The organism is Thermovenabulum gondwanense (assembly GCF_001601575.1).
GTDB classification, from domain to species: Bacteria; Bacillota; Thermosediminibacteria; order Thermosediminibacterales; family Thermosediminibacteraceae; genus Thermovenabulum; species Thermovenabulum gondwanense.
The window spans coordinates 19644-32255 of the sequence record NZ_LOHZ01000043.1; the positions used below are offsets into that span (position 1 = coordinate 19644).

A 12612-nucleotide genomic window follows, 5' to 3' on the forward strand; every position below is an offset into this window, starting at 1 on the left:
GCTATAATTGTCAAGTTTTAAAAATAAACATTACATCTTCTTGACATTATAATATAAACAAGTTATTATTTTACTAAAATTTTATATTGACCATAACCTTACGAGGAGTCGACTTTTTATGTTAAGTTTAAAAGTTTTTGCGGCATAGTGTGGATTTAAATTTACAAACTTGAAAGGAACGGATAAAATTGTTGCTCGACAACGTATGGGTACTTATTGCAGGCTTATTTATTTGATTCATATTTGAAATCATCTATTCAAAAATGAATCGCATGAGGTTGGTATAATTCTTATATTATCGAAACTCTTTTGCAGATATGATATATTTTCACTAACGATAGATCCAAGTTGAAGGTAAAAACAGGCTACATTCTTGAGTAAATATGGCATACTATTTGCAATAATCAATTAAATAGAAATTGCTTAATATTTTTAAGCAATATATAGTTTGGAGGTGTTGTTATTTGAGAAAAGTAATTATAACAGTAGCCCCTACGGGTAATGTTCCGACAAAAGAAGACAACCCTTACGTACCCGTAACGCCGGATGAAATAGCAGAGGATATATACAACTGCTATCAGGCAGGTGCTGCAGTAGCTCATATCCACGCAAGAGACGAAAATGGGAAACCAACTGCAGACCCCAAAGTTTTTGAAGAAATAATCAGAAAAGTGAAGCAAAAATGTGATATTATAATTCAACTATCTACAGGAGCTAGAGCCGGCAAAGGCAAGGAAAGAGGAGCCTGTATTGAATTAAAACCCGAAATGGCCAGCCTTGCCACCGGATCGTCGAATTTTCCGACAGCCGTCAACGAAAATCCGCCGGAACTCATAGAGTACCTGGGGAAGAAGATGCTGGAAAATGGAGTTAAACCTGAAATAGAGGCTTTTGATGTGGCTATGATAACAAATGTAGACTATTACATAAAAAAAGGCGTAATTAAACCACCCCTTCACTTTAACCTTGTAATGAATGTTCCGGGGTCTATAAGCGGCACTCCCAAGAACCTGCTTCATATGGTGGAGCTCTTGCCTCCCGGTTCTACTTTTACAGTAACGGCAGTGGGGAAATCCCATGTGGATTTGATTGCTATGTCAATTATTCTTGGAGGGCATGTAAGAGTGGGCCTCGAAGATGTATTGCTGTATTCTTACGAACCCAAGGTGCTTGCTACCAACGAAATGCTTGTAAAAAGAGCAGTCCAAATTATAAGGGATTTAGGACATGAAGTTGCTACGCCCAAAGAGGCAAGAAAAATATTAAATTTGGCATAAAATTAAATTTTATTATGAAGGAGGTTTTGATTATAATGAGCCTCAATAAGGCTCCTAAAAATAATGTTTTTTATAGGAATCAAAACTGGATTTATCCAAGGATAGCATACGGCAAAGGAATCTATCTTTACGGAGAGGATGGGAAGAAGTATATTGATGCCTGTTCAGGTTCTGCAGTTGCAAATATTGGACATGGCAACGAAGAAGTAGCGCGTTGTTATGAAGAACAGGTTAAGAGAATAGCCTTTACACATCTTTCCCGCTGGACCGTTGATGTAATAGAAAAGTGTGCAGAAAAGATATCAGAATGGACGCCTGGCGATCTTAATCACGTTCATTTCGTTTCAGGTGGATCTGAAGCCACCGAAGCGGCTATAAAAATGGCAAGACAGTATTTTATAGAAAGGGACGGCAAAAATACCACTAAGTGGAAAGTCATAAGCAAATGGAATTCATATCACGGAGCAACCTTAGGGGCCCTTTCGATGACAGGCGATACACCGCGCCGTAAAATTTACGATCCTATGTTGCTTGCTTTCCCTAAAATACCGCAATTCTATCATTATAGAAATCCTTGGGGATGCAAAACTCTTGAGGAAACCAGCATCAAGGCGGCTCAGGCCCTGGAAGAGGAAATCCTCAGGCAAGGGCCAGAAAATGTTGCAGCCTTCATTACTGAGCCGGTAGTCGGTTCCGCAGCACCAGGAGCTCATCCCGAAAAAATCTATTTTGAAATGGTAAGGGAGATTTGTAAAAAATATGATGTTCTTTTAATAGTTGATGAAGTAATGAGTGGATTTGGCCGCACAGGTATGAAATTTGGCGTTGACTACTTCGGGGTGGTGCCGGACATAATGACCGTAGCGAAAGGTATGAGCTGTGGTTACACTCCAATAGGTGCTGCTATAGCTAATGGTGAAGTATTTGAAACAATTATGGTAAAAGGTTCAGGAAACTTTGTGCACGGTCACACTTATGGTGGCAATCCTCTGTCCTGTGCTGTTGCTCTTTGCGTCATAAATATACTAGAAAGAGAAGGATATGTAGAAAATGCCGCAAAGCAAGGCGAATATTTGATGCAGAAGCTACAGGGGTTATATAAGTACCCGATAGTGGGAGATATTAGGGGTAAAGGGCTTATGATAGGCGTAGAATTCGTCAAAGACAGAGAAACCAAAGAACCTTTCGATGTATCGGAAAATATAAAAGGAAAAGTAACAATTAACTGTTTGGAAGAAGGGGTTGTCGTATATCCTGGTGGCGGTTCAGTTGATGGTGTAAGAGGCGATCATTTCCTGCTGGCTCCGCCGTTGAATATAACAAAGGAGGAGGTAGACGAACTTTACGAAAAGCTGGAAAGAGGCATCAAAAAGACGTGTGAGCAGGTATTGTAAATTAATTTTTAATTAAAAAGTTTTGGGGGGTTGTGTTGTGTTCAAAGGGAAAACAAAATATTTGATTATTCTTCTGCTAATTGCTATGGTCATTCTTACGGCCTGTGGAGGAAATCAATCTAAACCCGTTGCGGAAGAGAAGCCGAAGAGAACCGAACTTTATTTCGCTACAGGAGGGACAGCCGGTACTTATTATCCTTTGGGTGGTGCAATCGCAAAAGTGTGGAACGAAAACATCAATGGGCTACAGGTTACTGTTCAGCCTTCAGGAGGATCGGTAGAAAATCTACGTCTCATAGGTAACGGTGATGCGGATATAGCTCTTGCTATGAACAATATTGCTGATGATGCCTGGAATGGAAGGGGTTCCTTTAATTCACCCATAAAGAATTTCAGAGCTGTCGGCGTTGTTTACCCTGAAATAATTCAAGGAGTTGCTTTAAAAGAAAGCGGTATAAAAAGCATAAAAGATCTAAAAGGCAAGAGGGTTTCCCCCGGACCTGTGGGTAGCGGAACTGCGGCGACTGTACCCCATATACTGAAGGTATACGGCTTAAAAATGGAAGATATGCAGGTGCATTATGATACTTTCGGCGATGCTGTTAACAAAATGAAAGATGGACAGCTGGATGCTGCATGGAATGTGCTGGCGGCACCAGCGGCAGCCATTGTGGATCTTCTTACTGCAAAAGAAGTAGTATTTTTAGAAATAACCGGCAAAGAAGCAGAGCAATTGCAGAAAGAATTTCCTCTGGTTTCTCCTTATGTTATTCCTGCAGGCACCTATAGTTACAAAGGAAAGGATTACCCGGAGATCAATACTGTCTCATTACAGGCTGTACTGTACGTTAGAGAAGATTTGGACGAAGAACTGGTTTACAACCTAACAAAGTTGTTGTATGAAAAAAGTGATGAGATTGCTAAAGGACATGCGGCCGGTGCACAGATAAAATTAGATAATGCTATAAAGGGAATTACCACAGATTTTCATCCAGGGGCAATCAAATTTTACAAAGAGAAAGGAATGATGTAAAGTACCAATTAAGGCCGGGGCTAATATCCCCGGCCTACCCTTAAATCAACATGAGGAGGATGAAAAATGCAGCAAGAGGGGCCAAAAGATTATTGTGAAATTCATTCGCCGGAAGATTTAATGTCTAAGTACGATAGGGAGTTTGCATACCGCAGGTTAACCAACAACTGGAAATATATAGTAACTATCATTGCCATATCGTGGTCGGCTTTTCAGCTTTATACTGCAGCATTCGGGGTTTTTCCATCTACAATACAGCGGGCACCTCACGTTGGGTTTGCACTTGTCCTGAGCTTTTTGCTTTACCCATTTCGGCGAAATGACAGGAGCAATAAAATATCATTATTCGACTGCTTGCTAGCTGTTTTATCGGTAATAGTTTCAGCTTATCATGTTGTAAATTATGAAAGGCTTATTCACAGTGCCGGTTCTTATACAAAGGTAGATTTTATGATATCAGCGGTAGCTGTTTTGCTGGTTCTTGAAGCTACAAGGAGAGTTGTAGGATTACCACTTGTTATTCTTGCTTCTTTCTTTTTACTCTATGCAAATTTAGGAAGGTACTTTCCAGGATTTTTCGCACACCGGGGATATTCGATTCATAGAATCTTTACCTATGCATGGCTTAGCACCGAATCTATTTTGGGTACGCCTATATCAGTTTCTGCGACCTTCATCTTTCTCTTTTTAGTTTTTGCTTTTTTCCTACAGAAAACTAAGATTGGTGACTGGCTTACAGATATTGCAATGGGGATAGCAGGAGGTGCTACGGGTGGTCCAGCTAAGGCTGCAGTTATCGCTAGCGCAGCCCAGGGTACAATTACAGGAAGCTCGGTGGCAAATGTGGTAGGAACGGGTTCGATCACAATACCTTTGATGAAAAGTATAGGGTATCGTAAAGAATTTGCAGCTGCGGTAGAAGCCGCGGCTTCCACTGGAGGACAATTAATGCCTCCAATAATGGGCGCAGCCGCTTTTATAATGGTAGAATTTACGAATATTCCCTATATTAAAATAGCTGCTGCAGCTGCTATACCGGCTATATTGTATTTTACTGGCATATTAATAATGGTTCATTTAGAAGCTGTAAAGAATGGCTTGAGAGGCCTGGAAAAAGATAAGCTTCCTAATTGGCGCAAGCTTTTTTCAGAAAAGTGGTTTTTAGGCATGCCTATCGTTGCTATTGTATTTATGCTCGCTAAAGGTCAGACTCCAATGAAGGCAGCTTTTTACGGAATTCTAATAATAATAGCAGTAAGTTATATTCGCCATGATACCAGGATGAGTATGAAAAATATATTAGAAGCATTGGAAGATGGAGCAAGATCAGCTATCGGAGTTGCGCTTGCATGTGCTACTGCAGGTATTATCGTTGGTGTAGTAACCCTTACGGGGTTAGGCATAAAATTATCGAACGGTTTAGTACAGCTTTCTGGAGGAAACATTTATATTACAATGTTTCTCACAATGTTGACTTCAATTCTACTTGGAATGGGGGTGCCTACATCAGCAAATTACATTATCCAGGCGACTGTGGCCGCTCCTGTGCTTGTAAATCTTGGCGTTCCATTAATAGCGGCTCACTTATTCGTTTTTTATTTCGGCATAATCGCCGATATTACTCCTCCTGTCGCTCTGGCTGCTTTTGCAGGTTCAGGTATAGCCGGTTCAAACCCCTTTAAAACGGGTTTTGAAGCGTCAAAACTAGCTTTTGCCGCATATATTGTTCCGTATATTTTTGCCATAGCGCCGAGTCTGGTCCTTGTAAATGCCTCACCAGCTAAGATTTTAATAGATATAGCTACAGCTGTTTTGGGCATGGTATGCATTGCGGGCTCGATCTCAGGATATTTTATTGCTAAAACTAAAACTTGGGAGAGAATCCTCTTATTTATCAGCGGTCTGAGTATGGTTCACCCCGAACCGACTTCAAATTTGTTTGGTATCGCAGCAATGGTGATAATATATTTGTTGCAACGCCCCCGCATGGTTAAAAGCGCTGAAAAAATTAGAATAAGTTCTTAAATTTTTTATTAAAGCTTCCAGGAATTCTGGAAGTTTATTTTTTTGTCAGCTCGTCGAATAAAATTGCCAGTTGATTCAAATATGCAACTATATTATTCAAAATTGAATCATTGCAATTCTTTAGCACCAGCGATAATGATAACAGCAATAGTTTTTACCGAAATTTCAAAAATAAATAACTAAAATAAATAACTAAATGTAATAACGGGTATTTAAAAAAGAAAAAGCTTCTGGTACGTTTTTTGCTTGATTAATTTTACAGAATTCCAATTAAGTTCATATGACTGGTAGTTTATAAAAGTTTTTCAGGGAGGGATGAATTAATGAGAAATGTATTTATAGTTAGTGCTGCCCGAACGCCAATTGGAAAATACGGAGGCAGCCTTATGGGAATTCCTGCCCCTGAACTTGGAGCGATAGCTGTCAAAGAGGCTGTTAAAAGGGCTGGCATTGGCCCTGAGGCCGTAGAAGAGGTGATAATGGGCAATGTCCTGCAGGCTGGGCTTGGACAGAACCCAGCGAGACAGGTTTCTTTAAAAGCGGGGATTCCCATAGATGTACCAGCGATGACGATTAATAAAGTTTGCGGTTCCGGGTTGAAATCGGTCATACTTGGAGCTCAGGCTATAATGATAGGAGATGCGGATATTGTTGCAGCCGGCGGCATGGAGAATATGAGCAGGGCACCCTACCTTCTTAACGATGCCCGGTGGGGATACCGCATGAATGACGGTAGGCTAATCGATGTGATGGTTTACGACGGTTTAACCGATGTGTTTAACCAGTACCATATGGGGATAACCGCAGAAAACCTGGCGGAAAGGTACGGGATTTCCAGAGAGGAACAGGACAGGTTTGCTCTGGAGAGTCAGCAAAAGGCCGAAAAGGCCCAAAAAGAAGGAAAGTTTGACGACGAGATAGTGCCCGTAGTGATACCGCAGAAAAAAGGAGAGCCTCTGGTATTCGAAAAGGATGAACATATAAGATACGGTACTACTTACGAGGCCCTGGCTAAATTAAAGCCGGCTTTCAAAGAAGGTGGTACTGTCACAGCAGGGAATTCCTCGGGTATAAATGATGGGGCGGCGGCGGTGATATTGTCTTCAGAAGAGAAAGTAAAAAGCCTGGGATTGAAGCCGCTGGCTAGGATTGTTTCTCATGGGGTTGCTGCGGTCGAACCAGCTATAATGGGGATAGCCCCGGTTAATGCCATTAAAAAAGCTTTGCAAAAGGCGGGACTTAAAATTGAAGATCTGGATCTGATTGAGCTTAACGAGGCATTTGCGGCGCAATCTCTGGCTGTAATAAACGAACTGGAGCTTCCCGCTGACAGAGTGAACGTCAACGGTGGAGCCATAGCTCTTGGGCATCCAATAGGAGCGTCCGGCTGCAGGATACTTGTCACACTACTTTACGAAATGCGAAGGCGAAACTCCAGGTACGGGCTTGCATCACTGTGTATAGGGGGAGGCCAGGCCTGTGCCTTAATAGTAGAACGGGAGGTGTGAAAAATGGATAAAGTAATAAACCTGGAAAAGGCAATTTCACTCATAAAAAACGGGATGACAGTAATGATAGGCGGTTTTTTAGGCAACGGGACGCCGGAACTACTAATAGACGGAATAATAGAGAGGGGAGTAAAAGACCTCACTATTATTGCAAATGATACGGCTTTTCCAGATAAAGGTATAGGTAGGCTGATAGTAAACCGCCGGGTTAAAAAAGTTATTACTTCTCACATCGGCACAAACCCTGAAACGGGAAGACAGATGACGGCAAAAGAAATAGAAGTCGAGCTTGTCCCGCAGGGGACTTTAGTGGAAAGGATAAGGGCCAAAGGGGCTGGGCTTGGAGGTTTTTTGACACCTACGGGGGTCGGGACTATTGTGGAAGAAGGAAAAGAAAAATTTAAGATAGACAATAAAGAATATTTACTGGAAAAACCGCTGGGGGCAGATGTGGCCCTTATCAGGGGGTACAAAACTGACAGGATTGGCAATACCGTTTATTACAAATCCATGAGGAATTTCAACCCGATAATGGCCATGGCGGCGGATCTGGTGATACTGGAGGCCGATCATATAGTTGAAGTAGGAGAACTGGACCCGGATATTATAGTAACTCCTGGGATATTTGTGGACTACATAGTGGGGAGGGGATAAAATTGCCGGATGCCAAAGAGATAATTGCAAAAAGAGCAGCAAAAGAGTTAAAGGACGGATACGTTGTAAACCTGGGGATCGGCATACCGACACTGGTGGCCAACTACATCCCGGAAGAAGTGGAGGTGTTTTTACAGTCGGAAAACGGCATAATTGGTATGGGGCCGGCGCCGGAACCCGAAAAAGGAGATCCCAATCTGGTAAATGCCGGAGGGCAGATGATAACTGTAAAACCGGGTGCTGCCTTTTTCGATAGCTCCCTTTCGTTTTCGATTATCAGGGGAGGGCATGTGGATGTGACGGTGCTGGGGGCCCTGGAGGTAGACCAGGAGGGCAACCTGGCCAACTGGATAATACCCGGTAAGCTGGTACCTGGTATGGGAGGTGCCATGGACCTGGTGGTGGGAGCTAGAAAAGTCATCGTAGCTATGGAACATACCGCAAAGGGCAAACCCAAAATATTAAAAAGATGCACGCTTCCACTTACCGGAATCCGGGTGGTGGATATGATTATAACGGAAATGGGCGTATTTGAAGTAACGGACAAAGGTCTGGTTTTAAAAGAAATTGCACCGGGGACAAGCGTAGAGGATATAAAAAAGGTAACCGAAGCTGACTTTATTATCGATAAAAATTTAAGAATAATGAATATATAAATTAAGAATTATGAGGGAGGATATAAAATGACAGAAACTTTGAATCCTTTCGAAATCGTTCAGAAACAGATTAGAGCGGCCTGTGGCAAATTGGGACTGGAGGAATCATATTATGAAGTCTTAAAAGAACCTGAGAAAGTGCTGGTTGTATCAATTCCAGTCAGGATGGATAACGGCACCATCAAGACCTTCATCGGTTACCGTTCCCAGCACAGTACGGCTATAGGACCCGCTAAAGGAGGTGTAAGATTCCATCCAGATGTGACCCTTGATGAAGTAAAGGCGCTATCCGCGTGGATGACCTTCAAGTGCGCAGTTGTAGGTATTCCTTACGGCGGCGGTAAAGGCGGGATACGCTGCAACCCCAAGGAACTGTCTAAAGGGGAACTGGAAAGGCTCAGCCGCGGATATTTTAGAGCAATAAGCCCCATTATAGGTCCTGAAAAAGATATTCCCGCTCCTGACGTATACACCAATGCCCAGGTAATGGCCTGGTTTATGGATGAATTCAGTGAGATTAAGGGTTACAATACCCCAGGAGTGGTCACAGGGAAACCAGTCATCCTCGGTGGTTCTCTCGGAAGAAACGAAGCTACGGCAAGGGGAGCCGTGTTTACAATACGAGAAGCCGCCGGCAGGATTGGCCTTGACCTAAAAAATGCAACCGTAGCCATCCAGGGTTATGGAAATGCGGGCAGTATCGCAGCAAAACTGCTTCACGAACTGGGTTGCAGGATCGTTGCAGTAAACGACTCTCAAGGAGGCGCATATAATCCCGAAGGAATGAACCCACTGGCGGTTCTCGAACATAAAAAGAATAACAGGACTGTAAAAGGATATCCCGGGAGCAAAAGCATATCAGGAGAGGAACTTTTGGAACTCGATGTGGACATACTCGTTCCTGCGGCTTTAGAAAACGTTATAACGAGCTATAATGCTGCTGGAATAAAGGCGAAGATTATAGCTGAAGCCGCCAACGGTCCTACTACACCGGAAGCTGATGAAATACTGTATAAGAAAGGTATCCTCGTAATTCCAGATATTCTATGCAATGCTGGAGGAGTGACAGTATCATATTTCGAGTGGGTCCAGAACCTAATGAATTTATATTGGTCAGAGGAAGAGGTTAACAGTAGGCTTGAAAACATAATGGTAAAAGCTTTTAATGAAGTTTACAATATGCATATTTCATCTAATGTGAACATGAGAGAAGCCGCCTATATGGTAGCAATAAAGAGAATTGCCGAAGCCTTGAAATTAAGAGGCAGGGTATAAATTGATTTATTTATTCATAAATCCTTATTCGGATATCCAATCCGAGTAAGGTGTTTTTTTATTCTTCATTTATTATAATATTGTTATAAAAAAATTTACACCGAATTTAACAGGGGATTTTCCGTAATTATATAATGTAAAAAAAGCAGGAAAATGGAGGTATGCAAGGCATGAAAAAATTTATAGCGGGGCTGCTGATGATGCTGCTGATTGTTTCCGTTATGGCCTCTCCGGTTTTTGCAAAGCCTAAATTAAACTTTAAGGATGTGGGGGAAGGTTTTGAGTGGGCAAAGTTTGCCATAGACAGGATGTATGAAAAAGGAGTTATAAAAGGTTTTCCCAACGGACTGTTTAAACCAAAGGATCCCGTTACTCATCTGCAGGCGATTATTATGGCTTTAAGAATAATGGGCTGGGAAAAGGAAGTTGATTTTAAAGCGGAACTTCCCCAAAAAGTAAAGGATATTAAACTTTCCTGGAAGGAAGGATACTATTATGTTGCTGTAGCGGTGGAAAAAGGACTCGTGAAGTCTGAAGAGCTAAAAAATTTCCGTCCCAACGAACCCGCAAAAAGACACGAGGTGGCAAGGTATATTGTGCGAGCAATTGGCAAGGAATCGATAGCCCAGAGCCATATGAACGATAAGCTTTCCTTTAAGGATGCCAGTGCGATTCCAAAAGATGCGGTGGGATACGTCTACGTAATTACCGACTTGGGATTAATGAAAGGTTATCCGGGGAATCTATTTATGCCCAATAAGCCGGTTACCCGGGCCGAGATGGCCGTTATTATAAACAACTTGGATGGTTTAATAGGTGATAAAGATGATGATCAAAAGGTGACGGTAACGGTAAAGGGAATAATTGTAGATGTAGATAAAAATGCTAAAACGGTAACTTTATACACCTATGGTAAGGAAACTAATGCATATCCGGGTATTTTAAAGGTGAGCGAAATTGAAGGACTCCACTATGAACTGGAAACCACATCCGGCCGTTATGTTTTAACAGGAAAAACCGGCGGTCTGGATGAAAATATTAGTAAAAGCATACTGGTATTTGGTGAGGTTAAAGACGGTCCATCTATATACATGAGGGGACCGGTGCTGGAGGTCAAAGAATGGTATCTCTTAAACGAAAATAACACTTTAACCTTTAATTTGACCGAAAATACTTCTGTTAAAAAAGATGGGAAAGAAGTCCGGCTTTCGGAATTAAAAGAAGGATCTTATGTGGAAATAAAAGCCCATGATAAAAATATAATTAGCGTAGAAATAATAAAATAATAAAATGATATATTTACAGAATAAAAAGGGCATAAAAGAAGCTCTTGACGAAAAAGATATTCCTTATATATAATAAAATATGCTAAGGGCCTTGTATGCATAATACATACAGGGTCCTTTTATGTGCTTTAAAAATTAATATTTACGGAGGTGGACCATGACCGGAATAGCGGGTATTGCCCGGCAAGTGGAAAGAAGAACGGGTATTAAAACCACCGCAAGGGATGTGGAGAATATCCTTTCTTGCCTGCAGAGGGTCTCGCATTTCTGGGAAGTGGTTTATCTTTCTCAAAAACCTTTTAATATAGTAGCCGAAACCGTAGGTATCCTTATAAACGAGGGCCTTTTGGAAAACAGAGAGGATGGTACTATAGGTTTGACTCAGGCCGGAAAAGAATTGGTGGAAGTGTACAGGATTTACCCCAAAAGGCATTATGCATGTCCTCACTGCGAAAGGCGGGGTCTTGACCTTTCAGAATTCAATGAATTGATTAAAAGATTTGAACAGGAGACCAAGGATCGTCCCGAAGCTGTTATAGACTATGACCAGGGTTATGTCACTTCAAAGACGGTTATAAGCCGAATAGCCATGATGGCGGAAAGAGGAGACCTGGAAGGTAAAAAACTTCTGGTCCTGGGGGACGACGACCTGGTTAGCCTTGCCGCCGGTTTGTCGGAGCTTCCCCAGGAAGTGGTTGTTCTGGAAATCGATGATAGAATTATCGATTACATTAATAAAAAAGCAGTTCAATTGGAGCTTCCTGTAAAAGCTTATAAATACGATTTCAGACAAAGCCTTCCCGGGGAATTTGTCAGGGCTTTCGATACTTTTACTACCGATCCTCCCGAGACCATTGAAGCTCTGGAAGTTGTTATGAAAAGAGGACTTGCGGGTTTAAAGGGTGAAGGATGTGCAGGATATTTCGGGATCACAAAAGCTGAATCTTCTTTTGTAAAGTGGAGAGAATTTCAAAAAATGCTTTTAAATAAGTTCGATGTGACTATAACGGATATAATTGAGGATTTCAACCAGTACGTGAACTGGGGTTACCTTTTAGAGAGCATAAGAGACGATTACTCCTTCGTGCAGGTAAAACCAAAATTGAACTGGTACCGTTCTTCTATGTACAGGATAGAAACGGTAAGCGGCTTTTCGGGAGTTGACAATGAACCCCAGGAATGCGAGCTTTATTTGGATAACGAAGCTCTTATTTACAAGCCTGTTTCGTTGACAAAATAACAAAATTATTGTATATTATTTAGTAAATTTTATATCAAAAAAATGCGATGACGGGGAAAGTAGGAAGCTTTCTTTGCTCCAAAGCGAGCCGGGGTTTGGTGAAAGCCCGGTGGGCATAAGCTTTTCGAAGATCACCCCTGAGTATTGGCCCGAAAAAAGAGTAGGCGCCAGCGGCAAAAAGCCGTTATATTAAATGAGCCCCAAATTAGGGTGGTACCGCGGAAATAACCCGCCCCTTCCATTGCTGGAACAGGGCGGGTTTTA

The 12612-nt window shown here is 41.9% G+C and carries 10 protein-coding genes and 1 other annotated feature; all 10 genes read left to right on the plus strand.

From position 1 onward, the window contains the following. Window positions 1–464 precede the first annotated feature (464 nt). Window positions 465–1277, plus strand: coding sequence for a beta-keto acid cleavage family enzyme (locus tag ATZ99_RS10385; protein ID WP_068749166.1), 813 nt, complete (start codon window positions 465–467; stop codon window positions 1275–1277). Between the two features lie 35 nt (window positions 1278–1312). Beyond that, a complete protein-coding gene (locus tag ATZ99_RS10390; RefSeq protein ID WP_068749167.1) occupies window positions 1313–2671 on the plus strand; it encodes an aspartate aminotransferase family protein in 1359 nt (452 codons plus the stop codon). 37 nt (window positions 2672–2708) lie between these two features. Beyond that, window positions 2709–3704 carry a TAXI family TRAP transporter solute-binding subunit gene (locus ATZ99_RS10395; RefSeq protein ID WP_068749168.1) on the plus strand — a complete coding sequence of 332 codons (996 nt, stop codon included), beginning with the start codon at window positions 2709–2711 and terminating at the stop codon, window positions 3702–3704. Window positions 3705–3770: 66 nt separating this feature from the next. Further along, a complete protein-coding gene (locus ATZ99_RS10400) occupies window positions 3771–5729 on the plus strand; it encodes a TRAP transporter permease (protein WP_068749169.1) in 1959 nt (652 codons plus the stop codon). A 323-nt stretch (window positions 5730–6052) separates the two neighbouring features. After that, window positions 6053–7237 (plus strand): acetyl-CoA C-acetyltransferase, encoded by a 1185-nt coding sequence (locus ATZ99_RS10405; RefSeq protein WP_068749170.1) that lies wholly within the window; start codon window positions 6053–6055, stop codon window positions 7235–7237. 3 nt (window positions 7238–7240) lie between these two features. After that, window positions 7241–7891, plus strand: coding sequence for an acetate CoA-transferase subunit alpha (gene atoD / locus ATZ99_RS10410; RefSeq protein ID WP_068749171.1), 651 nt, complete (start codon window positions 7241–7243; stop codon window positions 7889–7891). Further along, complete coding sequence (locus ATZ99_RS10415) at window positions 7888–8547, plus strand: 3-oxoacid CoA-transferase subunit B (RefSeq protein ID WP_068749172.1); 660 nt, start codon at window positions 7888–7890, stop codon at window positions 8545–8547. Before atoD ends, ATZ99_RS10415 begins: the two co-directional genes overlap by 4 nt. A 27-nt stretch (window positions 8548–8574) precedes the next feature. Then, the gene (locus tag ATZ99_RS10420) at window positions 8575–9822 is read left to right on the plus strand and encodes a Glu/Leu/Phe/Val family dehydrogenase (protein ID WP_068749173.1); all 1248 of its coding nucleotides are present in this window, start codon (window positions 8575–8577) and stop codon (window positions 9820–9822) included. Between the two features lie 170 nt (window positions 9823–9992). Then, complete coding sequence (locus tag ATZ99_RS10425) at window positions 9993–11108, plus strand: S-layer homology domain-containing protein (RefSeq protein ID WP_068749174.1); 1116 nt, start codon at window positions 9993–9995, stop codon at window positions 11106–11108. Window positions 11109–11265: 157 nt separating this feature from the next. Continuing rightward, entirely contained in the window at window positions 11266–12348 is a 1083-nt protein-coding gene (locus tag ATZ99_RS10430) for a bis-aminopropyl spermidine synthase family protein (RefSeq protein WP_068749175.1), read from the plus strand. A 38-nt stretch (window positions 12349–12386) separates the two neighbouring features. Beyond that, window positions 12387–12588 (plus strand) — a binding site (T-box leader). The last annotated feature ends 24 nt before the right edge of the window (window positions 12589–12612 follow it).

Coding starts and splice junctions, on each gene's coding strand:
- ATZ99_RS10405 (WP_068749170.1), top strand. CDS start 6,053: ATGAGAAATGTATTTATAGTTAGTGCTGCCCGAACGCCAATTGGAAAA.
- ATZ99_RS10400 (WP_068749169.1), top strand. CDS start 3,771: ATGCAGCAAGAGGGGCCAAAAGATTATTGTGAAATTCATTCGCCGGAA.
- atoD (WP_068749171.1), top strand. CDS start 7,241: ATGGATAAAGTAATAAACCTGGAAAAGGCAATTTCACTCATAAAAAAC.
- ATZ99_RS10390 (WP_068749167.1), top strand. CDS start 1,313: ATGAGCCTCAATAAGGCTCCTAAAAATAATGTTTTTTATAGGAATCAA.
- ATZ99_RS10430 (WP_068749175.1), top strand. CDS start 11,266: ATGACCGGAATAGCGGGTATTGCCCGGCAAGTGGAAAGAAGAACGGGT.
- ATZ99_RS10420 (WP_068749173.1), top strand. CDS start 8,575: ATGACAGAAACTTTGAATCCTTTCGAAATCGTTCAGAAACAGATTAGA.
- ATZ99_RS10425 (WP_068749174.1), top strand. CDS start 9,993: ATGAAAAAATTTATAGCGGGGCTGCTGATGATGCTGCTGATTGTTTCC.